Annotated in this window: 25 protein-coding genes; 11 read left to right on the top strand and 14 right to left on the bottom strand. The window is 68.1% G+C overall.

The window, feature by feature from the left end:
- Positions 1-6: 6 nt before the first annotated feature.
- The 6 genes from ABSF49_RS03175 to ABSF49_RS03150 are packed head-to-tail and all read right to left on the bottom strand — an operon-like array spanning position 7 to position 6,536.
- Positions 7-1,422, bottom strand: coding sequence for a UDP-N-acetylmuramoylalanyl-D-glutamyl-2,6-diaminopimelate--D-alanyl-D-alanine ligase (locus ABSF49_RS03175; protein WP_424111181.1), 1,416 nt, complete (start codon positions 1,420-1,422; stop codon positions 7-9).
- Positions 1,419-2,858, bottom strand: coding sequence for a UDP-N-acetylmuramoyl-L-alanyl-D-glutamate--2,6-diaminopimelate ligase (locus ABSF49_RS03170; protein ID WP_424111180.1), 1,440 nt, complete (start codon positions 2,856-2,858; stop codon positions 1,419-1,421). Before ABSF49_RS03170 ends, ABSF49_RS03175 begins: the two co-directional genes overlap by 4 nt.
- Positions 2,855-4,657, bottom strand: a complete 1,803-nt coding sequence (locus ABSF49_RS03165; protein ID WP_424111179.1) for a peptidoglycan D,D-transpeptidase FtsI family protein — start codon at positions 4,655-4,657, stop codon at positions 2,855-2,857. The genes ABSF49_RS03170 and ABSF49_RS03165 overlap by 4 nt, the downstream gene beginning before the upstream one ends.
- Before the next feature lie 3 nt (positions 4,658-4,660).
- The gene (gene ftsL / locus ABSF49_RS03160; RefSeq protein ID WP_424111178.1) at positions 4,661-5,041 is read right to left on the bottom strand and encodes a cell division protein FtsL; all 381 of its coding nucleotides are present in this window, start codon (positions 5,039-5,041) and stop codon (positions 4,661-4,663) included.
- On the bottom strand, positions 5,041-6,075 hold the full coding sequence (gene rsmH / locus ABSF49_RS03155; protein WP_424111177.1) for a 16S rRNA (cytosine(1402)-N(4))-methyltransferase RsmH: 1,035 nt from the start codon (positions 6,073-6,075) through the stop codon (positions 5,041-5,043). The genes ftsL and rsmH overlap by 1 nt, the downstream gene beginning before the upstream one ends.
- Positions 6,072-6,536 carry a division/cell wall cluster transcriptional repressor MraZ gene (locus tag ABSF49_RS03150; RefSeq protein ID WP_424111176.1) on the bottom strand — a complete coding sequence of 155 codons (465 nt, stop codon included), beginning with the start codon at positions 6,534-6,536 and terminating at the stop codon, positions 6,072-6,074. Before ABSF49_RS03150 ends, rsmH begins: the two co-directional genes overlap by 4 nt.
- A gap of 285 nt (positions 6,537-6,821) precedes the next feature.
- On the opposite strand from ABSF49_RS03150, the gene ABSF49_RS03145 reads away from it, so the two are divergent.
- Positions 6,822-7,544: an SIMPL domain-containing protein gene (locus ABSF49_RS03145; RefSeq protein WP_424111175.1), complete on the top strand. Its 723-nt coding sequence runs from the start codon at positions 6,822-6,824 to the stop codon at positions 7,542-7,544.
- A 12-nt stretch (positions 7,545-7,556) separates the two neighbouring features.
- Here ABSF49_RS03145 and queC read toward each other — a convergent pair whose 3' ends face one another.
- Positions 7,557-8,258 (bottom strand): 7-cyano-7-deazaguanine synthase QueC, encoded by a 702-nt coding sequence (gene queC / locus ABSF49_RS03140; protein WP_424111174.1) that lies wholly within the window; start codon positions 8,256-8,258, stop codon positions 7,557-7,559.
- A gap of 29 nt (positions 8,259-8,287) precedes the next feature.
- Positions 8,288-9,181 (bottom strand): LysR family transcriptional regulator, encoded by an 894-nt coding sequence (locus ABSF49_RS03135; RefSeq protein WP_424111173.1) that lies wholly within the window; start codon positions 9,179-9,181, stop codon positions 8,288-8,290.
- Between the two features lie 113 nt (positions 9,182-9,294).
- Between ABSF49_RS03135 and ABSF49_RS03130 the strand changes: the two genes are divergently transcribed.
- The 5 genes from ABSF49_RS03130 (at position 9,295) to ABSF49_RS03110 (ending at position 12,358) form a co-directional block, all read left to right on the top strand.
- Positions 9,295-9,714, top strand: coding sequence for a (R)-mandelonitrile lyase (locus ABSF49_RS03130; RefSeq protein ID WP_424111172.1), 420 nt, complete (start codon positions 9,295-9,297; stop codon positions 9,712-9,714).
- A 12-nt stretch (positions 9,715-9,726) separates the two neighbouring features.
- Complete coding sequence (locus tag ABSF49_RS03125; RefSeq protein ID WP_424111171.1) at positions 9,727-10,464, top strand: SDR family oxidoreductase; 738 nt, start codon at positions 9,727-9,729, stop codon at positions 10,462-10,464.
- A gap of 200 nt (positions 10,465-10,664) precedes the next feature.
- Positions 10,665-10,961, top strand: a complete 297-nt coding sequence (locus ABSF49_RS03120; RefSeq protein WP_424111170.1) for a hypothetical protein — start codon at positions 10,665-10,667, stop codon at positions 10,959-10,961.
- A gap of 106 nt (positions 10,962-11,067) precedes the next feature.
- Positions 11,068-12,000 (top strand): pirin family protein, encoded by a 933-nt coding sequence (locus ABSF49_RS03115; RefSeq protein WP_424111169.1) that lies wholly within the window; start codon positions 11,068-11,070, stop codon positions 11,998-12,000.
- 142 nt (positions 12,001-12,142) lie between these two features.
- Positions 12,143-12,358: a hypothetical protein gene (locus tag ABSF49_RS03110; RefSeq protein WP_424111168.1), complete on the top strand. Its 216-nt coding sequence runs from the start codon at positions 12,143-12,145 to the stop codon at positions 12,356-12,358.
- A gap of 66 nt (positions 12,359-12,424) precedes the next feature.
- Here the strand turns inward: ABSF49_RS03110 and fba are convergent, their stop codons facing one another.
- The 4 genes from fba to tkt all read right to left on the bottom strand — a co-directional run bounded on the left by fba (position 12,425) and on the right by tkt (position 18,027).
- Positions 12,425-13,492, bottom strand: coding sequence for a class II fructose-bisphosphate aldolase (fba, locus tag ABSF49_RS03105; protein ID WP_424111167.1), 1,068 nt, complete (start codon positions 13,490-13,492; stop codon positions 12,425-12,427).
- 19 nt (positions 13,493-13,511) lie between these two features.
- Positions 13,512-14,708, bottom strand: coding sequence for a phosphoglycerate kinase (locus ABSF49_RS03100; protein ID WP_424111166.1), 1,197 nt, complete (start codon positions 14,706-14,708; stop codon positions 13,512-13,514).
- 85 nt (positions 14,709-14,793) lie between these two features.
- Positions 14,794-15,801 carry a type I glyceraldehyde-3-phosphate dehydrogenase gene (gene gap / locus ABSF49_RS03095; protein WP_424111165.1) on the bottom strand — a complete coding sequence of 336 codons (1,008 nt, stop codon included), beginning with the start codon at positions 15,799-15,801 and terminating at the stop codon, positions 14,794-14,796.
- Positions 15,802-16,035: 234 nt separating this feature from the next.
- The gene (tkt, locus tag ABSF49_RS03090) at positions 16,036-18,027 is read right to left on the bottom strand and encodes a transketolase (RefSeq protein WP_424111164.1); all 1,992 of its coding nucleotides are present in this window, start codon (positions 18,025-18,027) and stop codon (positions 16,036-16,038) included.
- Between the two features lie 152 nt (positions 18,028-18,179).
- On the opposite strand from tkt, the gene ABSF49_RS03085 reads away from it, so the two are divergent.
- Together ABSF49_RS03085 and ABSF49_RS03080 are read left to right on the top strand one after the other, a co-directional pair.
- Positions 18,180-18,470, top strand: coding sequence for a DUF4164 family protein (locus tag ABSF49_RS03085; protein WP_424111163.1), 291 nt, complete (start codon positions 18,180-18,182; stop codon positions 18,468-18,470).
- Between the two features lie 24 nt (positions 18,471-18,494).
- Positions 18,495-18,863: a cell division protein ZapA gene (locus ABSF49_RS03080; protein WP_424111162.1), complete on the top strand. Its 369-nt coding sequence runs from the start codon at positions 18,495-18,497 to the stop codon at positions 18,861-18,863.
- A 3-nt stretch (positions 18,864-18,866) separates the two neighbouring features.
- Here ABSF49_RS03080 and ABSF49_RS03075 read toward each other — a convergent pair whose 3' ends face one another.
- On the bottom strand, positions 18,867-20,396 hold the full coding sequence (locus tag ABSF49_RS03075; protein ID WP_424111161.1) for a glycosyltransferase family 39 protein: 1,530 nt from the start codon (positions 20,394-20,396) through the stop codon (positions 18,867-18,869).
- A 203-nt stretch (positions 20,397-20,599) separates the two neighbouring features.
- Between ABSF49_RS03075 and ABSF49_RS03070 the strand changes: the two genes are divergently transcribed.
- The 3 genes from ABSF49_RS03070 to ABSF49_RS03060 all read left to right on the top strand — a co-directional run bounded on the left by ABSF49_RS03070 (position 20,600) and on the right by ABSF49_RS03060 (position 24,356).
- Entirely contained in the window at positions 20,600-22,084 is a 1,485-nt protein-coding gene (locus ABSF49_RS03070; protein ID WP_424111160.1) for an ABC transporter substrate-binding protein, read from the top strand.
- 80 nt (positions 22,085-22,164) lie between these two features.
- A complete protein-coding gene (locus ABSF49_RS03065; protein WP_424111159.1) occupies positions 22,165-23,547 on the top strand; it encodes an amidase in 1,383 nt (460 codons plus the stop codon).
- An 11-nt stretch (positions 23,548-23,558) separates the two neighbouring features.
- Entirely contained in the window at positions 23,559-24,356 is a 798-nt protein-coding gene (locus ABSF49_RS03060; protein WP_424111158.1) for an SDR family NAD(P)-dependent oxidoreductase, read from the top strand.
- A gap of 6 nt (positions 24,357-24,362) precedes the next feature.
- Here the strand turns inward: ABSF49_RS03060 and ABSF49_RS03055 are convergent, their stop codons facing one another.
- The gene (locus tag ABSF49_RS03055) at positions 24,363-25,106 is read right to left on the bottom strand and encodes an SDR family oxidoreductase (RefSeq protein WP_424111157.1); all 744 of its coding nucleotides are present in this window, start codon (positions 25,104-25,106) and stop codon (positions 24,363-24,365) included.
- Positions 25,107-25,240: the final 134 nt, after the last annotated feature.

Below are 25,240 nucleotides of genomic sequence, written 5' to 3'. Positions count from 1 at the left end.
GATTTCCTAACGTCGCGTTTCGGCGGAAGAGAATCGTTCGCGTAGGGCCGCCACCACCGGCCCCATGCGACTGCCGTTCGATCCCTTGACCATGACGACGTCGCCGCCGCGCAAAGCGTCGACGAGTCGGGGAAGAATGTCGTTCGACCGCTCAGCCCAGGCGGCGCGCATCGCCGCCGGCGCGGCGTCATAGAGCGCACGGGTCAGCGGGCCGGCGCCGAACAGCAGGTCGACGCGATTGTGTGCGAGCGCCGGGGCGAGCGCCGCGTGCATATCCGCGCTGTCTGGGCCAAGCTCGAGCATGTCGCCGATCACCGCGATGCGCCGTCCGGCGGCGGCAGGTTCGACGGCGCCGAGCAGCGCCAGCGCGGCGCGCATCGAGGCGGGATTGGCGTTGTAGCTTTCGTCGATGACGGTGAACGGGCCGCTGGCGCTTGTGAGCGTGAGACGCGCGCCGCGCCCCTGCTGCGGCGCGAATCCGGCGAGCGCCACCGCCGCGCCGGCGCCGTCGGCGCCCAGAGCGTCGCAGGCGAGCAGCACGCCGAGCGCGTTCTCGGCCATGTGCCGCCCCGGCGCGCCGAGGACGAAATCGAGTTCCCGCCCAAAGACGCGCGCGCGGACGCGCGAGCCGCCGTCGACCGCCGAGACCTCCACGAGTTGCGCGTCGCAGGCGGCGTCGGCGCCGAAGGTCGCGACCCGCGCGGCCCGCGCCCGCGCCGCGGCGGCGAGCCGCTCGAACTGCGGCGCGTCGCGATTGAGCACGGCGACGCCGCCGGGCTCGAGCCCGGAGAAGATCTCGGCCTTGGCGTTGGCGATTCCTTCGAGCGAGCCGAGATGCTCGATGTGCACCGGCGCGATCGTCGTCACTAGCGCGACATGCGGCCGCGCCATGGCGACCAGCGGCGTGATCTCGCCGGCGTGGTTCATGCCGATCTCGATCACTGCGAAGACGGCGCCGGCGGGCAGGCGCGACAGCGTCAGCGGCACGCCCCAGTGATTGTTGTAGGAGGCCGCGGAAGCATGGGTCGGTCCGAAGCGACCGAGCGCGACCCTCAGCATTTCCTTGGCGCTGGTCTTGCCGACCGAGCCGGTGACGGCGACGACGCGGGCCTTCGCGCGCGCCCGGGCGGCGCGCCCAAGCCGCTCCATAGCAGCCAAAGTGTCGTCGACGGCAAAGGTCGGCTCGTGCGCGGCGAGGCCTGCGCCGCGCGACTTGGCGATGACCGCTGCGGCGGCCCCCGCTTCGAAGGCGCGCGCGAGGTAATCGTGGCCGTCGCTCGCTTCGCCCTTGATGGCGAAAAACAGGTCGCCGGGCGCAAGCGTGCGGGTGTCGATCGACACGCCGCCGACCGGCGCGGCGAGCTTCGCGCTCGGCGCCCCGAGCGCGCGCGTCAGTTCGGCCTCGGTCCACAGCGCGGTCATTCCGCCCCCTCGAGCGCCGCCCGCGCGGCTTCCGCGTCCGAGAACGGCAAGGTCCGATCGCCGACGATTTGGCCGGTTTCGTGGCCTTTCCCGGCAATCAACAACGCATCGCCGGGATTGAGCGCTTCGATCGCGGCGCGGATCGCCTCGCCGCGATCGGCGAACTCGCGCGCCCGCGGCGCGGCGGCGAGAATGGCGGCGCGGATCGCCCGCGGATTCTCGGAACGTGGATTGTCGTCAGTAACATAGACGAGATCGGCGGCACGGGTGGCGATCGCCCCCATCATCGGCCGTTTGCCGATGTCGCGTTCGCCGCCGCAGCCGAAGACGACGGCGAGCCGTCCTGAGACGAAGGGCCTCAGCGCCGCAAGCGCCTTCTCCAGCGCGTCGGGCTTGTGGGCGTAGTCGACGAAGACCGGCGCGCCGTCCTTGTCGCCGACCCGCTCGAGCCGTCCCGGCGCGCCTTCGAGCCGCTCCAGCGCGGCGAACACCGTCTCCGGATCGGTTCCCGTCGCCAGACATAAGCCGGCTGCAACCAAGGCGTTGGAGACCTGGAAGTCGCCGGGCAGCGGCAGCCTCAGCGGATGCGCGCGCCCGCTGTGCTCGACGACGATGCGCGACGAGAATCCGTCGCGCACGGCGTCGATCAGCCGCAACGCGCCGCCGCGCCGCCCGACCACGTAGAGCCACAGACCGCGCGCGCGCGCCGCTTCGATCGCGCGCGGCGCAACATCGCTGTCGGCGTCGATCACCGCCGGCGTTCCACTCGGGAGCAACTCGCGAAACAGGCGCAGCTTGGCGTCGAGATAGGCTTCCTTCGTCGCGTGATAATCGAGGTGGTCGCGCGACAGGTTGGTGAAGGCGCCGGCGGCGAGCCGCACCCCGTCGAGCCGCTTCTGATCGAGGCCGTGCGAGGAGGCTTCAAGCGCGAGATGGGTGACGCCGACGCCGGCAAGTTTGTCGAGCGTCTGGTGCAGCGCGACCGTATCGGGCGTCGTCAGCGAGCCGTAGACTTCGAGCGGGCGCGAGACGACGCCGAGCGTGCCGAGCGAAGCGGCTTCGCGACCGGCCGCCATCCAGATCTGCCGAGTGAAAGCGGCGACCGAAGTCTTGCCGCTGGTGCCGGTGACGGCGACGATGCAATCGGGCTGGCGCGGATAGAAGCGCGCCGCCGCCTTGGCGAGCGCCGCGCGCGCGTCGGCGACCTTGACGAAGGGCGCGCCGCCTGCCGGCGCGCGCTCGCCGACGATGATCGCTGCGCCCTTGGCGAGCGCGTCGGCGACAAAGGCGAGGCCGTCCTGTTTGGCCCCGGCGAGGGCGAAAAAGGCGTCGCCGGGCCGCACCTTGCGGCTGTCGGCGGTCAGCCCGCCGATCGGACGCTCGGCCACCGCCGCTTCGCTAGGGCCGAGGTCGAGAATTTCGTCAAGCCGCTTCACTCTTTGCCTATCCGGTCGGCGTCCCCGCCCAGCCCCAGGCGCGCGAGGATCGGGAACGGCTGGTCGGGGAAATGGTCGGCAGGCGGCACGCCCTCGAGCGGCTCGATCCGCGTGATCAGATTCCCGGTGGTGCGCCCAGCGTTGTGGGCGGCGGTGTGGTAGCCGCCATCCTCCGGCAGGCCTTGCGGCTCGTCGTACATCACGAGGTAAAGATACTTCGGCTTGTCGGACGGCGCGATGGCCATGAAGGTGGTGAAGACCTTGTCCTGCGAATAGCGGCCGTTGACGATCTTGTCGGCCGTGCCGGTCTTGCCGCCGACGTAATAGCCGGGAATGTTGGCGAAGCCGGCCGAGCCGTGCGTGGCGTTGGACCGCATCAGATAGCGCATCGACTCGGAGGTTTGCGGGCTGATGACGGGACGGCTGGCGGCGCGCGCGTCGGCTGCGCTACGCGGCAGGAATGTCGGCGTCATCATTTCGCCGCCGTTGACCAGCGCCGCCACCGCCATCATCGCCTGCAACGGCGCGACGTTGAGCCCCTGACCGAAGGCGATCGTCATCGTGTTGAGCTCGCCCCAGTGCTTGGGCACCAGCGGCTCGGCGCTCTCCGGCAACTCGGTGCGCAGCCGATCGAGCTGCCCCATCTTCCGCAGGAACGCCTGGTGACCCTCAACGCCCACCATCAGCGCCAGTCGTGCGGCGCCGATGTTGGAGGAATGGGTGAACACTTCAGGCACGGTCAAAACGCGATGGGTGGCGTGAAAATCGTGGATGGTGAAGTGTCCGTAGCGCAGGCTGTCGCGCGCGTCGATGCGCGAATTGAGCGTGACCTTGCCCGAGTCGAGCGCCATCGCCAGCGACAGCGCCTTGAAGGTCGAACCCATCTCGTAGACGCCGACGTTGAGGCGGTTGATCCGCGTTGGGTCCTTGATGAAGTCGGCGGGATCGTTCGGATCGAAATCCGGCAATGATTCCAATGCGATGACTTCGCCTGTGGTGACGTCCAGGATCGCCCCGGCGGCCGCCTTGGCCTTGAAACGCGCCAGGCCGGCGACGAGTTCGTCGCGCAAGGCGTGGGTCGCCTTGAGGTCGAGCGACAGCTTGACCGGTTTCAGCGCCGCGGGATCGAGAACGAAACCCGGAACGTGCGGATCGGTGAGGCTCTGCTGGTCGAGATACTTCTCCATGCCGGCGATGCCGATGTTGTCGGTGTCGACAAAGCCGATCACATGGGCGCCGATCGGGCCATTGGGATAGACGCGCTTGTTCTCCGGCAGGAAGCCGACGCCGGGCAGGCCGAGATGAAAGATTTCCTCCTGCTCCTTGGCGGTGACCTGGCGCTTGACCCAGACGAAGCCCTTCTTCGACCCGAGCCGCTCGCGCAGTTCCTTAGCGTCGACGTCGGGCAGGACGGCGGTGATCAGCTCGACCGCCTCGTCCTTGTCGATGATGCGGCGCGGCTCGGCGAAGACCGACATCGTCTTGACGTCGGTCGCCAGGATCTCGCCGTTGCGGTCGAGAAGATCGGGCCGCGCGCCCGAGACCGCCTGGTCGGCCGCCACCCTGAGGGTCTGCGGCGGATCGTGGGAGACGCCGAGCGAGACCAGTTTCACGCCAATGCCGACATAGGCGAGCGCCATCGCCAGGGCGATGAAGCGGATGCGGCCGGCGCTCTTGTCGAGACGAGCCGAAAACAGCCGGCGCGCAAGTCCGCCGAGGCGCGCGATGAGCCCGGCGCGCCTCGCCGCCGCTTGGTGGGCGGCGATCTCGTCGGCTTCGGGACCCGGCGTCTCGATCATGACCTACCTCACCGCCGGCGTTGCGCCGGTGACGCCGGCGCTCGGCGTCGCCGATTCGCCCAGCAGGCCGAGCGACTCGAGCTTGCGGCCAATCGAGTCGACCTTCGGGGCCTGGTCGGGTAAGTCGTCGGCCTTGACGATCTGGTTGAGCGCCAGCGGCTGCATGTCGAGCTGCGCGTCGGCGAGCGCCTGCAAGCGATCGGGGCGCGTCAGATGGGCGAATTCGGCGCGCAGCAGATTGATTGCGTCGCGCTCCCTGGCGATCTGGTGACGCGTTTTGACGATCTGCTCGGAGGCGTAGATCGTCTGGTACTTGACCGAATAGACGTATGCCGCCGAACCGATCAGCGCGGCGATGGCGAAGACGTGCAACAGGCGCCACATCAGCCCCTCCCCGGTCGCTGCGGCGGCCTTGTCAGCGCCTCGATGGCGACGTCGCGCCCCTGCGGCGGGACATCGGCGCGCTCGGCGAAGCGCAGCTTGGCCGAACGGGCGCGCGGATTGGCGGCGAGCTCCGCGGCGCCCGGCGTGACCGGCTGTCCCCCGGCGAGGCGGAAGGTCGCGGGCGGCGGCGCCGGCTCGCCCGGCAACAGGCGCGAAGCGGCGCGGCCCCGCCCGCCGCGCCGGGCGAAGAACTGCTTGACGATGCGATCCTCGAGCGAATGGAACGTAACGACCGCGAGCCGGCCGCCCGGCGAGAGAATCCGCTCGGCCGCTTCGAGGCCGCCGAGCAGTTGGCCGAGCTCGTCATTGACCGCAATGCGCAACGCCTGGAAGGCGCGCGTCGCCGGATGGGTCGCTTCGCCCGGCCGCGCCGGCGCGACGCGGGCGATCATTTCGGCGAGTTGGAGCGTCGAGACATAGGGCGACGTCTTGCGGTCGGCGACGATCGCGCGGGCGATGCGGCGCGCGGCGCGCTCCTCGCCGAAGTAGAACAGGATATCGGCGATTGTCGCTTCGTCGTCCTCGCGCAGGACGTCAGCGGCGCTGCGGCCCTTGCCTTCCATGCGCATGTCGAGCGGCGCGTCGCGACGTAGCGAGAAGCCTCGCTCGGCCTCGTCGAGCTGCATCGACGAGACGCCGACGTCGAGCGCGACGCCGTCGACGACGGCGAAGCCGCAGCCGCGGGCGATCGCGTCGAGCTCGGCGAAGCGGCCCTCGACCAGCGTCAGCCGGCCGGCGAATTCGGCGACGAGCGGCGCCCCGCCGGCGATCGCCGCGGGATCGCGGTCGATCGCAACGACGCGCGCGCCGGCTTCGAGCAGCGCGCGCGAATATCCGCCGGCGCCGAAGGTGCCGTCGACGGCGACGCCGCCGGGACGCGGCGCCAGCGCGCCGAAGGTCTCAGCGAGGAGCACGGGAATATGGCGGGCCGGTCCGCCGGCGGCGATCCTGTCTTCGCCGCGGCCCGCTGTCATGCGCCCGCCTCCTTCGCCTTGACGCCGAGTTCCGCCCGCAGCCGCCGCACCCGAGCCTTGGCCTCCTCGAGATGCGTGGCGAAGCGCGACGGCTCCCAGATCTGAAACTTGTGGCCCTGGCCGACGAGGGCTGCTTCGTCGGTCAGCGCCAAGGTGGCGCGCAGGCGATCGCCCAGGACGATGCGTCCCTCGGAATCGAGGCGCAGGATCTCGCTCGCGCCGAGCAGCGCCGTCGCCAGGTCTTCGCGCTCGCGCGAGTAAGGCGGTTTCGATTCGAGCAGCGCGTCGATTTCCTTGAGCAGCGCTTTGCCGCCGCAATCGAGCGCCGGCGCGTCGAGCGCGGGCTGAACGAACAGCCCGTCGAACCCGTCCTTGACCAGAACCGCCCGAAATGGCGCCGGAACCGAGATGCGCCCCTTGGCGTCGAAGCGGTTGACGAAGTGCGAGAGGAAGAGATCCATGGGCCCGCCCTCCCGCGAGGCCGAGTCCGGCCATAGCCGGGGCCGGCGCGCTCCAGCGCGCCGCCGACCGCGCGCAGCGGCCTTCATGCGGGATTTCATGGGCTATCATGGGCTGCTATGGGCGTCAACGAAACTCCGGCCGCACCGACCGCAGGCGCGGCTGCGCCGTCCATTAGGGGTTGTTAGGGTTAAGACTCGGTTAGAAAATGGGTCCTTCGCGCGCCGCGGGCCGCGCCGCCGCTGCGTAAGCCGACTCCGGTCTCGCTCCGGCGCGGGAGGAAACCAATGAACGCCGTCCCCGTCCCGCTCGCCGCCGCCCTCGTCTTCGTCGCGGCCACTGCCGCCGCCGAGGAGCGCGCACCCGTGGCCGCGGGCGCGCCGCCGACCGTCGCCGTCGTCGGCCAGGCGAGCGAGGACGCCAAGCCCGACGTCGCGACGATCAGCCTTTCAATAGAAGTCGAGAAGCCGACCGTCGCCGAAGCTTCCAACGAGAACGCGCGCCGCGCCGAGGCGGTGGTCGCTGGACTGAAGAGCGCCGGAATCGCGGCCCAGGACATCGCGACCGTCGGCCTGTCGCTCTACCCGGTATGGGACAGCCAGGGCCAGACGCGCGCCGTTTCCGCCTATCAGGCGATCAACCGCATCGCCGTGCGGGTGCAGCCGCTCGACAAGGCCGGCGCGCTGATCGCCCAAGCGGTGCAGAATGGCGCCGATTACCAGGGCCTCAGCTTTGACGTCGCCGACCGCGAGGCGCGCGAGGACGCGCTGCGCGCCAAAGCGGTCGAGAACGCCGCCCATCGCGCCGAGCTTTACGCGCGCGGCGCGGCGATGAAGCTCGGGCCGTTGCAAGCGATCCGCGCCGACGCGACGCAGCCGGCGTTCCGACCGCTCATGGAGTTGGCGCGCGGCCCTGTGGGCGGCGGCGCGGCGAAACCGCCGCCGATCGAGCCCGGGCTGATCACCCTGACCGAAACCGTCTCGGCGAGCTGGGCGCTGGCGCCTGAGTGAGGCGCGCGCGCTTCACCCGGCGGCGCGGAACGCCGCGTAGCCGGCGGCGCGCAACGCGCAGGCGGGACAATGGCCGCAGCCAAACCCCCATTCGTGGCGGCGGCTGCGATCGCCTTCGTAGCAGGTGTGAGTCACTTCGCGCACGATGTCGACCAGCGTTTCGCCGCCGAGATCGCGCGCAAGCCGCCACGTCGCCGCCTTGTCGATCCACATCAGCGGCGTCTCGACCACGAGCCGCGTCGCCATGCCGAGGTTGAGCGCGACCTGCATCGCCTTGATCGCGTCGTCGCGGCAGTCGGGATAGCCCGAATAGTCGGTCTCGCACATGCCGGCGACCAGCCGCCGGGCGCCGCGACGATAGGCGAGCGCCGCAGCGAAGGTGAGAAACACCAGATTGCGGCCGGGCACGAAGGTGTTGGGCAGGCCGTCGGCGCGTGCGGCGATGGCGACGTCGCGCGTCATTGCGCTGTCGGAAATTTCGGCGAGCGCGGCGAGGTCGAGGACATGGTCCTCGCCAAGCCTGCGCCGCCAATGCGGAAACGCCGCCGCGATCGCCGCGCGCAGCTTGGGGCGCGCTTCGAGTTCGACGCGGTTGCGCTGGCGATAGTCGAAGCCGACCGTCTCGACGCGCTCAAAACGGTCGAGCGCCCAGGCCAGACACGTCGTCGAATCCTGTCCGCCGGAGAACAGCACCAGCGCGCTTTGCTCGTCCATCGTTTTATCCCATTCACGCCGTTGGCGCTCTACGACCGGTAGCGAAGCGCGTCCAGTATCAGCGTGAAGGCGGGGCTAGGCTGACGACGGCTCGGATAATAGAGGCGATAGCCGGGGAACCGCGGGCACCAATCATCGAGAACTTGGACGAGCCGCCCCTCGGCGATGGGCTTCGTGCAAACGTCCTCCGGCAGGTAGGCCAGGCCGTAGCCGTCCAGCGCCGCGGCCAGGATCTGGGGGACGCCGTTGAAGGCGAGTTGTCCGTCGACGCGAACCCTGACCTCCTCGCCGTCTTTGGCGAACTCCCAAGCGTAGAAGCCGCCGTAAGTCAGCAGGCGCAGGTTGATGCAGGGGTAATGGGTCAGCTCCCGCGGCGTCACAGGTCGGGCAGGGGTCTCGAAACACGACGGCGCGGCGGCGACGATCATGCGGGCGTCGGGCGCTATGCGGACCGCGATCATGTCCTTCTCCACCTGCTCGCCGAGGCGCACGCCGGCGTCGAAACGCTCCGCAACGATATCGGTCAGGGCGGATTCCGCGTTCAGCTCGACCTTGATGTCGGGGTAGTCCTTGAGCAGCTTCGACAGGACGGGCCAGAGGATCGTATCGATCGCGTGCTGGCCCGCCGTGATCCGGAAGCTTCCCGCCGGCTTGTCCCGAAATTCGTTCAAGGCCGTGAGCACGGCCTCGATGTCGCTGATCGCCGGGCCGAGCGCGCCGAGCAGACGTTCGCCCGCTTCAGTGGCCGAGACGCTGCGGGTGGTGCGGGTCAGCAGACGCATGCCGAGCCTCGCCTCCAACCGCCGGACCGTATAACTCAGCGCTGACTGCGAAGTTCCTAGCCGAGCCGCCGCGCGCGTAAAACTCCGTTCCTCGGCGACGGTGAGAAAGGCCGTCAGATCGCCTAGCTCCTCGCGTCGCATTGATGAATCTCCAATATGGCCGCTATCTCGATATAGCGTCTAATCGCGGCAATGCTTCTAGCCTATGTTTGGGTCGTCAAGGGCGTCTCCTGGAGGCTGAAAGGATTTCGACCATGGAAATCAAGCGAGGCGGCTCGCGGCCGTCCGGCAAAGGACCTTCGGACTGGTTCACCGGGACGGTTCGAATCGATCCCCTGTTCAGCGCCCCCGCCCCGGCCCGCGTCGGCGGGGCCTGCGTCACCTTCGAGCCAAGCGCACGGACCGCCTGGCACACCCATCCGCTCGGCCAGACGCTGATCGTCACCGCCGGCTTCGGTCTTGCGCAGCGGGAGGGCGGCCCGATCGAGCAAATCCGTCCCGGCGACGTCGTCTGGTTCGCGCCCGGCGAGAAGCACTGGCACGGCGCCTCGCCGACGACCGCCATGACCCATATCGCCATCCAGGAGTCTCTCGACGGCAAAGCGGTCGACTGGATGGAGCATGTCACGGATGCTCAGTACGCCGGCCGCGCCGAGCCGCACTCCGATCTGTGAAAGGGAAAAACAATGACGCTAGGCATCGAAAACAAAGTCGTCGTCATCACCGGCGCGAGCAGCGGGCTTGGCGAGGCTGCCGCCCGGCTTCTCGCCAAGAACGGCGCCAAGCTCGTGCTGGGCGCGCGGCGCATCGACCGGCTGCAGGCGCTGGCGAAGGAACTTTCGCTTGGGCCCGACGCCGTCGTCCAAACCGACGTGACCGTGCGCGATCAGGTCAAACGCCTAGTCGATCGCGCGGTGCAATCGCACGGCCGCATCGACGTGATCATCAACAACGCCGGCCTCATGCCGAGTTCGCGCCTCGAACGCCTTCACGTCGACGAGTGGGATCGCATGATCGACGTGAACATCAAGGGCGTGCTCTACGGCGTCGCCGCCGCCCTGCCCCACATGATCGCTCAGAAGAGCGGCCACATCATCAACGTGTCCTCGGTCGCCGGCCACAAGGTCGGCCCCGGCGGGGCGGTTTACGCCGCGACCAAACACGCGGTCCGCGCACTCTCCGAAGGGCTGAGGCAGGAGGTGAAGCCCTACAACATCCGCACCACCATCATCTCGCCGGGCGCGGTCGCAACCGAGTTGACTCACACCGTCACCGATCCGGTGGTCGCCGAGGGGATGCGCAAGACCTACGAGAACGCGATTCCCGCCGACTCCTTCGCCCGTGCGGTCGTCTTCGCCATGAGCCAGCCGGAGAACGTCGACATCAACGAGATCCTCTTCAGGCCAACCGCACAGGTCTACTGAGGAACACCTACGCCTGTCGGCGACGTTTGACCGCCTCCTGCAAACTGGTCGACGAGCGGAGCCTCGGATCAAGCGTCGGATTCTCTCCCCTCGGCGTCGCCGACGCCGTCCGCTCGCCGCGCCTGGACAATCGCGCCCAGGTGGGGAAGGCTGGCGGCGCAAGCGCGCGACCTTGGTCGCCGCTTCGCCGGGAGCCGGCCATGGATCTCGCAGCCTTTCGCGCTTCGCTCGCCGTCGCCGCGCCGCCTGAGGGCCTGGGTCAGGCGCTGCAGGCGCTGTGGTGGGAGGCCAAGGGCGACTGGGACCGTGCGCATGAGTTGGCGCAGGCCGACGAGGGCGGCGCCGGCGATTGGGTTCATGCCTATCTCCACCGCAAAGAGGGCGACGCCGGCAACGCCGGCTACTGGTACCGCCGCGCCAGCAAGCCGGCGAGCCGCGCGCCGCTCGTCGAGGAATGGGCGACGATCGCCGCCGCATTGCTGGCGCGAAAGGGCTGAGCGGACGTCGCGTCCTCGACCTCGACGCCGTCCGACTCGCGCTTTCTCGGCTTTGCGCGCGACGGCGCCTTGCCCATATGGAATGGGACGGAGGCCGGAGACGCGCATGAGTTGGAACCCTTCTCTCGAACCGAGATGCCCCGACGCCGTCGGCGCCGACGCGATCGAGACCCTGATCGTGCCGCGCGCCCGCGACATCGGCAATTTCGAGGTGCGGCGGGCCCTGCCCGCGCCGAAGCGGCAGATGGTCGGGCCGTTCATCTTCTTCGACCAGGCGGGCCCGGCCGAATTCGTCACCGGGCAGGGCGTCGACGTACGGCCGCATCCCCACATCGGCCTGGCGACCGTGACCTACCTCTATCGCGGCGAATTCCAGCACCGCGACAGCCTCGGCTCAAACCAGATCATTCGTCCGGGCGCGCTGAACTGGATGGTCGCCGGACGCGGCGTCACCCATTCCGAGCGCACCAGCGCCGAGACGCGCCGCGGCCCGCACAGCTTGTTTGGCGTTCAGACCTGGGTCGCCTTACCCGAGGCGCAGGAGGACGCCGCGCCGAGCTTCGAACACCACGCCAAGGCGGCGCTGCCGACGCTCGAAGCCGACGGCGCGCGGCTGAGGGTGATCCTCGGAAACGCCTATGGCGAGCGCGCGCCCGCCAGCGTGTTCTCGGACACGTTCTATGTCGACGCCGTGCTCGACGCAGGCGCGCGCCTGCCCCTGCCGGACGATCACGAGGACCGCGGGCTCTACATCGTCGAAGGCGCGGCGACGGTCGCCGGCCAGACGTTCGAAGCGGGCCGCATGCTGGTCTTCCGTCCCGGCGATCCGATCACGATCGGCGCGGGCGAAGCTGGCGCGCGCCTGCTGCTGCTCGGCGGCGCGACGCTCGGCGGCCCGCGCTACATCTGGTGGAACTTCGTCGCCTCGAGCCGCGAGCGGATCGAGGCGGCCAAAGAGGAATGGCGCAAGGCCGATTGGGGCAAAGGCCTGTTCGACCTTCCGCCCGACGATCGCGACGAATTCATCCCGGCGCCCTGATCCGGCTCTCCTTCCCGTCATTGCAATGACGGCGGATAGCGTGGCCACCTCGCGACTTTGCGCGACATCGGGCCGCACCGCGGCCTTCACGCGGCGGCCTATTCTGGCGACGTCGGCAACGCATCAGAGGAACGCAAAAGTCGTGAAATTGGCGCTGAGACTCGCCGGCGCACTCGCGCTGCTCGGCGGCGTCGCCTTCGTCGTCGTCGGCTGTCTTATCTATTTCCGCTTGCCCAGCGGTCCTGACGCCGATGCGCTCTTCGACGCGCTCGACGCGATTGCGGTCGGCGCGTTCGGCGCGCTCATCGGCGCCGGCCTGATCGTCTACGCCGGCCAGGCGTCGAAACGCGACGCCTGAGCCGAGGCTAGAAGGCAAAACGTCGCGGCCTCTCCCCTCAATTGAGGAAGAGAGGCCGCGCCTCCCTCAAGCGAACTTGGGGTCGAGCTCGCCGCTCGCGTAACGCTTGGCCATCTCGGAGAGCGAAAGGACCTTCTTGATCTTCGGCGCCTGTCCAGCCGTGCCGAACTGCTCGAAGCGCAGCTTGCAGATCTTGATCATCGCGTCTTCGGCCGGCTTCAGGTACTTGCGCGGGTCGAACTCTTCCGGATGCTCCTGGAACACGCGGCGGATCTGGCCGGTGATCGCCATGCGGTTGTCGGTGTCGATGTTGACCTTACGCACGCCGTGCTTGATGCCGCGCTGGATCTCTTCGATCGGCACGCCGTAGGTCTGCGGCATCTTGCCGCCGAACTTGTTGATGATGTCCTGCAAATCCTGCGGCACCGACGACGAGCCGTGCATGACGAGGTGGGTGTTCGGCAGCTTCTTGTTGATTTGCTCGATCACGGTCATCGCGAGGATGTCGCCGGTCGGCTTGCGCGAAAACTTGTAGGCGCCGTGCGAGGTGCCCATCGCGATGGCGAGCGCGTCGACCTTGGTCTCGCGCACGAACTTCACCGCTTCGTCTGGGTTGGTGAGCAGCTGGTCGTGGCTGAGCTTGCCTTCGGCGCCGTGGCCATCCTCTTTGTCGCCCGTGCCGGTCTCCAGCGAGCCGAGCACGCCGAGTTCTCCCTCGACCGACACCCCGCCGAGATGGGCGATGTCGGCGACCGTCTTGGTGACGCCGACATTATAGGCCCAGTCGGCCGGCGTTTTGCCGTCGGACTTGAGCGAGCCGTCCATCATCACCGAGGTGAAGTTGGCCTGGATCGCCGTGACGCACGTCGCCGGGCCGTTGCCGTGGTCGAGGTGCACGCAGATCGGAACCTGCGGATACATTTCGGTCAGCGCGTCCATCATATGCCGGAGCATGATGTCGTTGGCGTAAGAGCGCGCGCCGCGCGAGGCTTGGATGATGACCGGCGCTTCGAGGGCGTTCGCCGCCTCGCCGATCGCCAGCGCCTGCTCCATGTTGTTGATGTTGAATGCCGGCACGCCGTAGCCGTGTTCGGCGGCGTGATCCAGCAATTGACGAAGTGTGATACGGGACATTTGTGCTTCCTTCCAGACCTTATTTCGCGCGCAAAGCTTCGACGCCAGGCAGCGCTTTGCCTTCCATCCACTCGAGGAAGGCGCCGCCGGCGGTCGAGACGTAGGTGAATTGATCGGCGACGCCCGCCGCGTTGAGCGCCGCCACCGTGTCGCCGCCACCCGCAACGGACTTAAGCTTGTTGTCGATGGTCAAGAAAGCGGCGGTCTTGGCGATCTGCATCGTCGCCGCGTCGAACGGCGGCGTCTCGAAGGCGCCAAATGGACCGTTCCACACCAGGGTCTTCGCGCTCTTGAGGGCGTCCTCGACGGCGAGGATCGACTTCGGCCCGATGTCGAGGATCATTTCGTCGTCGCCGACGTGATCGACGTCGACGAAGCGCGCCGGCGCTTGCGCCTTGAGCTCCTTGGCGACATTGGCGTCGACCGGCAGCAGAATCTTGCAGTTCGCCGCCTTGGCGGCGGCGAGGATTTCCCGCGCCGTGCCGGCGAGATCCTTCTCGCACAGCGACGCGCCGACCGCCTTGCCCTGGGCAAACAGGAACGTGTTGGCCATGCCGCCGCCGATGATCAGGATGTCGACCTTCTTGACCAGATTGCCGAGCAGCTCGAGCTTGCCGGAGACCTTCGCGCCACCGACGACTGCCGCCAGCGGGCGGATCGGCGAGCTCAGCGCCAGCGTCAGCGCGTCGAGCTCCTTCTGCATCGCCCGGCCGGCGTAGGCCGGCATGTGGTGGGCGAGGCCCTCGGTGGAGGCATGGGCGCGATGGGCGGCGGAGAAGGCGTCGTTGACGTAGATGTCGCCCAGCTTGGCGAGCTCAGCGACGAACTCCGGCTCGTTCTTTTCTTCCGCCTTGTAGAAGCGGGTGTTCTCGAGGCAGAGAATGTCGCCGTTCTTCATCGCCGCAATCGCCTTGGCGGCCGGTTCGCCGATGCAATCGGAGGCGAAGGCGACCGGCCGTTTGACCACACCCGCCACCGCCGCGGCGACGGGCTTGAGGGTGAACGCCGGATCAGGCTTGCCCTTGGGACGGCCCAGATGGGCCATAAGAATGACTTTGCCGCCCTTGTCGGCGATCTCGAGAATCGTCGGCGCGACGCGCTCGATGCGGGTGAGATCGGTCACCCGCCCGTTTTCAATAGGAACGTTGAGGTCGACGCGTAACAGGACGCGCTTTCCTTTGACGTCGGCGGAATCGAGAGTGCGGAAGGCGGACATCGCCAAGCTCCATGGCTAAGCGGCGCGACAAAAGCCACTGTTGACGTCGACGGAGCCGGCGAAGCCGCCGGCTCCGCACTATTGGTTAGATCAGCTTGGCGAGCGCGACGGCGGTGTCGCCCATGCGGTTCGAGAAGCCCCACTCGTTGTCGTACCACGACAGAATGCGCACGAACGTGCCCTCGATCACCTTGGTTTGGTCCATATGGAAGACCGACGAGCGGCTGTCATGGTTGAAGTCGATGGAGACATTGGGACGTTCGGTGTAGCCGAGGATGCCCTTGAGCGGGCCGTCCGCCGCCGCCTTGATCGCGGCGTTGATCTCTTCCTTGGACGTGGCGCGCTTGGCGACGAACTTGAGGTCGACGACCGAGACGTTCGGCGTCGGCACGCGGATCGCCGAACCGTCGAGCTTGCCCTTGAGCTCGGGCAGAACCAGACCGACCGCCTTGGCGGCGCCGGTCGTGGTCGGGATCATCGACAACGCCGCGGCGCGAGCCCGGTAAAGGTCCTTGTGCAGCGTGTCAAGCGTCGGCTGATCGCCGGTGTAGGAGTGGATCGTCGTCATGAAGCCGTGGTCGACGCCGATCGCGTCGTTGAGCACCTTCACCACCGGCGCCAGACAGTTGGTCGTGCACGAGGCGTTGGAGATGACGAGATGATCCTTCGTCAGCTTGCTGTGATTGACGCCATAGACGACCGTGAGGTCGGCGCCTTCCGACGGCGCGGAGATGATCACGCGCTTGGCGCCGGCGGTCAGGTGCATCGCGGCCTTGTCGCGCGTGGTGAAGATGCCGGTGCACTCCATCGCGATGTCGACGCCGAGCGCCTTGTGCGGCAGCTGGGTCGGATCCTTGATCGCCGTCACTTTGATCTTGTGGCCGTTGACGACGAGCGAGTCGCCGTCGACGCCCACTTCGTGGGGGAAGCGGCCGTGCACGCTGTCGTAGCGCAGCAGATGGGCGTTGGTCTCGACCGGGCCGAGATCGTTGATCGACACCACGTCAATGTCTTTGCGGCCGGACTCGGCGATGGCGCGCAGCACCAGTCGCCCGATGCGTCCGAACCCGTTGATCGCAACCTTTACCGCCATCTTGTTACCTCCAGTTGGTCTCAGGGCCCTCGACACACGCCGGGGCGAAGCGCAAACAGCGCGCCTTTTCGACGATCCTCAGTCTAAAGTCTAGTGCGCACAGCGCTTTCTCAGCGTCCTCGCACGCCCGACCTCGCCGCTCTCAAAGAGCGGCGAGGGCGTCGATTAGCAGCGAGTCGGCGCCCGCGGATTGATCCAAATCCAGAAACGCGTGTCTTTTTGCCGCATTTCTCGTCAGGCGCCGAGCCGAGCGAGCGCCGCTTCAGCCACTTTCGCGGCAGTTATGCCAAAGAGCTCGTAAAGTTGTTTGTACGGCCCGCTGGCGCCGAATGTCGTCATGCCGACGAATGGACCGTCGCCGATCAGCGCGTCCCACCCCTGCCGCACCGCCGCCTCGACGCCGACTTTGACCCGCGCGTCGCCGATCACCTGCTTGCGGTAACTCTCGCTCTGCTCGAAGAACCGGTCAAAGCACGGCACCGAGACGACGCGCGCGGCGACGTTCTTTTCGGCCAGCAGCTTCTGGGCGGCGATCGCGATCGACACCTCCGAACCCGAGGCGAAGATCGACACCGCCGCCTTCTCCGGCGCCGCAGCGATTTCGTATGCGCCGAGCGCGCAGAGGTTCTCCGCGACATGAACCTTGCGCAGGGCCGGCAGGTTCTGTCGCGTCAACGCAAGGATCGAGGGCGAGCGCGACGCCGCCAGCGCCGCCTGCCAGCATTCGACGGTCTCGACCGCGTCGGCCGGCCGCCACAGCAGCAGGTTCGGGATCGCGCGCAGCGCGGCAAGATGCTCGACAGGCTGATGCGTTGGCCCGTCTTCGCCCAGGCCGATCGAATCGTGGGTGAAGACATGGACGACATGCGCCCCCATCAGCGCCGCCAGGCGCAGCGACGGCCGGGCGTAGTCGGTGAAGACCAAGAAGGTCGCGCCCGACGGGATGAAGCCGCCGTGTAGCGCCATGCCGTTGCAAGCCGCCGCCATGCCATGCTCGCGGATGCCCCAATGGACGTAGCGGCCGGACATGTCGCCAGCAGAAATCTCGGGCGTCGCCGGCACTTTGGTGTTGTTGGAGCCGGTGAGATCGGCCGAGCCGGTGATGAGCTCCGGAATGGCGGGTGCAAGGACTTTGAGCGCAGCCTCGCCCGACTTGCGCGTCGCCATCTCCGGCGCGTCGGCGGCGAGTTGGCGCTTGTAGGCGTCGACCGCTGCATCGAAAGCGGGCGGCAGATCGCCGCGTATACGTCGCTCGAACTCGGCGCGCCGCTCCGGCGGGAGCGCGGCCAGCGCCCGACGCCAGCGGGCGCGCTTGCCCTTGCCGCGCGCGCCGACGTCGCGCCAGGCGGCGAGCACGTCGTCGGGCACGACGAACGGGTCATAGGGCCACTTCAGCGCGGCGCGCGCGCCGGCGATCTCGGCCGCGCCGGGCGCCTCGCCGTGGGCTTTGTTGGTGCCGGCCTTGGTGGGGAGACCGAAGCCGATCGTCGTGCGGCAGGCGATCAGCGTCGGCTTGTCAGCTCGCTTAGCGGCCTTGATCGCCTTGAGAATCGCCTGCGGGTCGTGGCCGTCGATGCGCAGCGACCGCCAGCCGGCGGCGCGGAAGCGCACGAGCTGGTCAACCGAGTCGGAGAGCGAGGTCTTGCCGTCGATCGATATGCCGTTGTCGTCGTAAAGCACGATCAGCTTGGCGAGCCTGAGATGGCCGGCGATGGCGATCGCTTCCTGGCTGACGCCCTCCATCAGGTCGCCGTCCGAGGCGAGCACGTAGGTGTGGTGGTCGACCACTTCGCCGAATTCGGCCGCCAGCATCCGCTCGGCGAGCGCCATGCCGACCGCCGTCGCGAGCCCCTGGCCCAGCGGACCGGTCGTCGTCTCGACCCCGAGCGTATGGCCGTATTCCGGGTGGCCGGGGGTCTTGGAGCCGACCTGGCGGAACGCCTGCAGGTCGGCGATCGTCAGGCCGTCGCGGCCGCCAACGCCGGTCAAATAGAGCAAGGAATAGAGCAGCATCGAGCCGTGGCCGGCCGACAGTACGAAGCGGTCGCGGTCGGGCCATTTCGGGTCGGCGGCGTCGAACTTGAGGACGTCGCGGAACAGCACCGTGGCGAAGTCCGCCGCGCCCATGGGCAGGCCGGGATGACCGCTTTTGGCCTTCTCGACCGCGTCGACCGACAGGAAGCGGATCGCGTTCGCCATCGCGTCGTGAGAGACCTGAGCCGTCATGCTTTCTCCGAGGAAAAGGCGCGGCGCGTCGGCCGCGCTTCATTGCGCCGCGTTGATAGGCGTGGCTGCATTCTCCTGTCAATTGCAGCATTGACGCGTTGACGCGCGCTTCATGCGTCGCGTAAACGTTGGGCTCTAAGGGATGGAGTCCAATGGCCCTCGGTCCTTTCGAGCCGTCGTTGAAGCGGATGCGGGCGGCGGTCGATCTGCTTGAGGCGGCGGTCGAGCGTCGCGTGCGGCGCGACGCCAAGCGCGGCGACTCCGATGAGGAGCTGGCGCTGATGCAGGACGATCGCGACCAGCTCGCGGTCGAGCTCGACAGCGCGCTCAGCCGCAATCGCGCCCTGGAGGCGGCCAATTCCGAAGCGGCCAAGACCCTGGCGCACGCCACCGCTGCGCTCGAAGCGGTGATCGAGCGCATGCTCGCCGCCGACGGCGACTAGCGCGTTTTCGAAAGGCGGGCGGCGATGGCGCAAGTGGCGGTCACGATCGGCGGACGCACCTACCGCCTGGCGTGCAATGAGGGCGAAGAAGAGCATTTGGAGTCGCTGGCGCGCTTGGTCGACAGCAAATTCGATACGATTCACAAGTCTTTCGGTGAGATCGGCGACCAGCGGCTGATTGTCATGGCGGCCCTCACGATCGCCGATGAGCTCACCGAGGCGCGCGCCCAGATCGCCACTCTCGAGGCGGAAGCGGGGCGCGGCGCCGATCGCGAGCGGGCCGGCCGGCATGACGCCGAAATCCAGGCCGTCGCCGTCGCCCAGGCGTTTGGCGACCTCAGCCAGCGGATCGAGAAGCTCGCCGCGGCGCTGAGCGGCGCCGCGACGACCTGAGCGCTAAGGCTGTGGCGAAATCACGCCAAAATAGATCTGCGGCGGCGCCTTGACCCCAGGCAGGGTCGGCCGGACGAAAGCCGTCAGGTCGAGAACCTCGATCGGCGCGCCGTCGATCGTCGCCTTCAAGTCTGGCCCGGCGGCGACCACTAGCGCGCCGCGCCGCTTGAGATCGGCGACGTCGAGCCAAGGCGCGTTGTGCGTGTCGCCCCCGTCTAGCGCCCGCACCCGGTAAGGAAGATCGAAAACGATCGACCCCGCCGCCTGGAAGCCGATCTTGCCGTCGTAGCTGACGAGGTAGGGGATAGGGCCGCCGCCGTGGCCCGCCCAATAGCGCTCGGCGAGCGCCGCGAGCGCCGGACCGTCCATTTCAGGATAGGCGCCGGTGCTAAGCGGCGCCTGCAGGCGCCAGGCTTCACGCTCGCCGACATAGCCGACGACGACGACGACGGCCCAGGCTGCGAAGACGAACCAGACGCGGCGTGGCAGGACCTGGAGGCCCGCCCGCGCCGCCGCATGGCCCCACCAGGCGGCGAAGCCGACCGTGACCGGCGTCAGCCAATGATAGAAGACGCGCACGCCGAACGGCGCGGCGAGAATGATGAGCACGACCGGGCCAACGACGGCGAAATGCAGAAAGAGGTCGAGCCGGGTGCGCGTCGCCGGCGCGATCATCGCCCGGATCGCCGCCTTGAGCCGCTCGCCTCCGCATGCCAACCAGGCGATCAGGGCCATCGGCGCATTGGCGAGCGCCGCGTCGATAACGAACGCCGCCATCCAGCCGATGCGCTCGCCCGCGCCCGAATGCGTCGTGTGGGTCGCCCACTTGAGGGTCGTGGCGCCGTGGCGCGCGACGTCGATCGCCTGCGGCGCGACGATCGCGACGGCGATCGCCGCCGCCAGCCACGGACCCGGCCCGGCAAGCCGCTTGCGCCATTCGGGCGTCAGAAGGAAAGCCACACCGAGCGGAGCGACGAGGTGAAGGATCGCGTATTTCGCCCACAGACTGAAGCCGACCGCCGCGCCGAACAGCGCCCAGCTCGCCAGCGATCCGCCCTCGAAGGCGTTCCACGCCGTCCACAGGACGAGCGCCCAGAACGGCATCACGCCGATGTTGTGGTTGAACTTGAGCGGCCAGTAGGTCGCGTAGGGCGAGCCGAGGCCCGCCAGCAAAGCGACGAGGCTCGCGGCCGATCCATCGACGCGACGGATGAACAGCGAGACCAGCGCGAACGCGCAGCAACCGAAGGCGACCGCGATTGCAAACAGAACAAGGTAGCGCCACGGTCCGGTTGTCGAGGCGACGCCGCTGAGCCACGACGACAGCGGCGGGTGGCGCAAATAGGAGAGCCGCCATTCCGGGCCGTCGACCACCCCTTCGGCGACGTCGGCGTCGATCGACCCTTCGAACAGCGCGCCCAGCGCTGTCCAAGCGCAGATCTGCACGGCGACTAGCGCGACAGGCGCCCAACGCGCGGGCGGCGCGGCCTCGCTGCGCAGCGAGACCGGCGGAGATATGGCGCGTTCGGTCACAGGCGGCTCACCATGCTGGCGGCGCGCCCGCGCCGCTTGCGGCGACCGTTTGAGGCCGGTCGCCGTTTGGACCGGGGCATAAAGGCGTCCATGCCGCGGGGCAAGGCAGGCGCCCTCTCCGGCCGCCTTTTCCGTGCTTGACGCCCTCATCGCCCAAGATGCTAGAGTTTGGCGGACCCCGCCAGCCGCCAAAGGAGCGCCGCATGCGCAAGCCCCTCTCATTGCTTTTTGCTTTCGCCGCAGTGATCGCCGCTTCGACGGCCTTCGCCGCCGACAAGGACGGCGTGACGATCGGCATGGCGCTCGAACCGCCGACGCTCGATCCAACCACCGGCGCGGCCGCTGCGATCGGCGAGATCACCCACTACAACATCTTCGAAGGGCTGGTTAAGCTCGACGACAATTTCAATGTTACGCCGCTCCTCGCCGAGAAATGGGCATTCTCACCCGACCTCAAGACGCTGACTTTCACGCTGCGCCAAGGGGTCAAGTTCCAGGACGACGAGCCTTTCAGCTCCAAGGACGTCAAATTCGCGTTCGAGCGCGCCGCCGGCAAGGACTCGACCAACAAGGAGAAAGCGTTCTTCGCCTCGATCCAGTCGATCGACGCCAGCGACCCGGCGACGATTACGCTGACGTTCAAGGACCCGAGCTTCCAGGCGCTCTATCACCTCGGCCTCAACACCGCCGTGATCGTCGACGAAAAGAGCGCCGCGACCGACGCGACCGCTCCGGTCGGCACCGGCCCCTACAAGTTCGTCTCCTGGAACAAGGGCGCCTCGGCGACTCTGGAGAAGTGGGACGGGTTCCGCGACGCGGCCAAGATCGCGATCAAGCACGTCACCTTCAAATTCATCAGCGACCCATCGGCCGAAATGGCGGCGCTGCTCGCCGGCGACATCGACGCCTTCCCGCGCTTCCAAGGACTGCAGAACGTCGCCCAGTTCCAGGCTGATCCGCGCTTCCAGGTACTCACTGGCGGCACCGACGGCAAGACGATCCTCGCCATCAACAACAAGAAGAAGCCGTTCGACGACCTGCGCGTGCGTCAGGCGCTCGCCTATGCGATCGACCGCAAGGCGATCATCGACGGCGCTCAGAATGGTCTGGCGACGCCGATCGGCAGCCACCTCGTCCCCAACGACCCCGGCTACGTCGACTTGACCGGCGCCTATCCGCACGACCCCGAGAAGGCCAAGGCGCTGCTCAAGGAAGCGGGCGTGACGACGCCGCTGCAGGTGACGCTGACGCTGCCGCCGCCAGACTATGCCCGCAAGAGCGGCGAGATCATCGCGGCCGAGCTCGCCGAAGTCGGCGTCCAGGCCAAGATCGAGGAAGTTGAATGGGCGCAGTGGCTGTCAAACGTTTACAAGGGCCACAACTTCGATCTGACGATCATCAGCCACGTCGAGCCGCTCGACATCGGCATCTACGCCAATCCCGACTACTACTTCCAGTATGATAGCCAGGCGTTCCGCGACATCTTCGCCCGCATCCAGGCGGCGCCGGATCTCGACGCTTTCAAGACAGCGATTGGCGACGCACAGCGACAGATCGTCAAGGACTGCGTCAACGGATTCCTCTTCCAACTCCCCGACGTGACGATCGCCGACGCGCATTTGCAGGGCCTGTGGAAAAACGCGCCGATCTTCGCCAACGACGTCGGCGCGATGTCGTGGAAGCAGTAGAGATCGCGGCCGCACCCGATCCGGGCGGGGGCGGCGCGGCCTTGAGAGGTGAAACAGGTTCATAGATGCAACCGTTCCGGATGAGCGCGACCGCGCTGCTCGAGGCTTACAAGAGCGGCGCGTTGTCGCCGCTCGAGGCGATGCGCAGCGTGCTCGATAGGGTCGCGCGCTTCGAGCCGCATATCTCGGCGACCTATCTCCTCTCGCCTGAGCGCGCGCTCGCAGAAGCGAACGCGTCGGAAGAGCGCTGGCGACGCGGCCAGCCGATCGGTCCGCTCGACGGCGTGCCGGCGACGATCAAGGACAACATCGCCACCAAGGGCGAGCCGATTCCCGTCGGCACGGCGGCGAGCGACATGGCGCCCGCCGCCGCCGACGCGCCGCCGGCGGCGCGCTTGCGCGAAGCTGGCGCGATCCTGTTCGCCAAGACGACGATGCCTGACTACGGCATGCTGTCGTCCGGCCTGTCGAGCTTCCACAAGCTCGCGCGCAATCCATGGAACGTCGCGCGCAACCCCGGCGGCTCGTCGGCCGGCGGCGCCGCCGCCGCCGCGGCGAGTTATGGGCCGCTGCACGTCGGCACCGACATCGGCGGCTCGATTCGCCTGCCGGCCGGCTGGTGCGGCCTCATCGGCCTCAAGCCGAGCGGCGGCCGCGTCCCGATCGATCCGTCCTATTACGGCCGCGCCGCCGGGCCACTGACGCGCACGGTCGAAGACGCGGCGCTGATGATGGCGACGCTGACCAAGCCCGACGCGCGCGACTATTCGAGCCTGCCGCCGCAGACGCTCGACTGGCGGGTCAAGCCGCTCGATTGGCGCGGCCGCAAGGTCGGGTTGCTTGTCGAGGCGGGCTGCGGCGACAAGCCGACGCCGACGGTCAGGCGCGAAATCGAGCGCGCGGCGCGCGACATCGCTGCGGCGGGCGCCGTCATCGAGCCACTCGCGCCGTTCCTGACCCAGGACATGCTCGACGGCCTCGACCGCTTCTGGCGCGTGCGCTCGCTGATCGACCTTACCGCGCTGCCGATCGAGAAGCGCGCCAAAGTGCTTCCGTTCATCCGCGCCTGGGCGGAGGCGGCGACTGGCCTCGACGGCGAGACCGTGTTTCGCGGCTTCAATCAGATGCGGGAAATGGCCAAGGCGACGGTCGCCGCGACCCTCCCCTACGACTTCGTGATTTCGCCGACTTCGCCCGACGTAACCTACCCCGCCGAATGGGCGATGCCGAGCAACGACCCCTACAACGCCATGGCCCACATCGGCTTCACCGTCGCCTACAACATGTCGGAGCAGCCGGCGGCGACGGTCAATTGCGGCTATGACCGTGACGGCCTGCCGATCGGACTGCAAATCGTCGGCCGCCGCTTCGACGACCTCGGCGTGCTGAGCGCGGCGATGGCGTTCGAGGAAATGCGCGCCGGCGAAGCGCGCCCGTGGCCCGAGCCGCCCAATCAAAACTGAGAGGAAACGCGATGTTCGACTACTCAAAGATGTTCGATCTTTCCGGGCGCCGCGCGCTGGTGATCGGCGGGGCGAGCGGGATCGGCCAGGCGAGCGCGCTCGGCCTTGCCGCTCACGGCGCGGAGGTCGTCGTCGCCGACGTCAACGTCGCGCTCGCCGAGGAGACAGTCCACGAAATCAACAAGGGCGGCGGCAAGGGCGCAGCGATGAAGATCGACATGCGAGACAAAGCGATCATCGAGGCGGTGGCGCAAAGCCTCGGCGCGCTCGATGCGCTGGTCGTCACGCCGTCGATCAATGTGCGCAAACCGCTGCTCGATCTCACCGACGACGAATTCGACCGCGTCGTCGACCTCAACCTCAAGGGCGTGTTCCGCGTCCTTCGCGCGTTCGCCCCGCCAATGGCGGCGCGCGGCAGGGGCTCGATCGTCGCCTTCTCGAGCGTACGCGCCCAGGTCGTCGAGCCCGGCCAGGGGGTCTACGCTGCGACCAAGGCCGGCACCTTGCAAATGATCCGCGCGCTCGCCGCCGAGCTCGGGACTTCAGGCGTGCGGCTCAACGCCGTGGCGCCGGGCGTGGTCGAGACGCCGCTGACCAAGCAGATCATCGAGAACGAGGCCTGGTATCGCGCCTACGCCGACAAATCGATGCTGAAGCGCTGGGCGAGCCCGGCCGAGATGGCCGGCGCGGTGGTGTTCCTCTGCTCCGACGCGAGCTCCTACGTCACCGGCTCGTACCTGCTGGTCGATGGCGGCTGGACGGCGGCTGACGGCCGCTTCACCCCGCCGCTGCCGAAGCGCGCCGGCTGAGAGGCGTCAGAGCGCGAAGCCGCCGTCGACGATGTGAGCCTGGCCGGTGGTGAAGGCGCTTTCGTCCGAAGCGAGATAGACGGCGAGCGCCGCCACCTCCTCGGGTTTGCCGATCCGGCCCATCGGCTGGCGATCGATGAACGCCTTGCGCACATCCGCGACGCTCTGCCCTGATTGGGCGGCGAGCGTCGCGATGCGCTGGTCGAGCGACGGGCTCTCGACCGTCGCCGGGCAGATCGCGTTGCAGCGGATTCCGCGGCGAATGAAATCGGCCGCGACGGCCTTGGTCAAGCCGATCACCGCCGCCTTCGAGGCGCCGTAGAGATAGCGGTTGGGAATGCCGCGCACCGAGGAAGCGGCCGAGGCGACGTTGACAATCGAGCCGCCGCCTTTCTCCAGCATGCCTGGCAGGAAGGCGCGGATGGTTCGGTGCATCGACTTCACGTTGAGGTCGAAGGAAAAGTCCCAATCCCCTTCGGTGCAATCCAGGATCGTCCCGTGATGGACGAAGCCGGCGCAGTTGAACAAAACGTCGATCGGACCGATCTCGCGCGCCAGCGCGCCGACCGCCTCGCTCGAGCGCACGTCGAGTTGGCGCGTCGCGCCGGCGAGCCCCTTGAGCCCGTCGAGATTGAGATCGGTGGCGACGATCTTCGCCCCTTCGGCGGCGAACGCCTCGGCGGCAGCGCGGCCGATGCCCGCCGCCGCCGCGGTCAGCAACGCAACCTTTCCTTCGAGCCTGCCGGCCATGGTCCTGCTCCGCTCCCTCAATGTCGCCGAGCGCCTTACAGTCGGTCTCGCGTCCAACCGATCAACACATCGGCGCGCGGCGCGCAAGAGCCGGCGCTCTTTTGACCCCGCCTCGCGCCGCGCCTATTTCTGCG

Origin of the sequence: Roseiarcus sp. (assembly GCF_049514155.1) — a bacterium.
Classification (GTDB): Bacteria; Pseudomonadota; Alphaproteobacteria; order Rhizobiales; family Beijerinckiaceae; genus Roseiarcus.
Note: the sequence above shows the minus strand (reverse complement) of the source record. Positions and strands in the feature narration are given on the sequence as shown.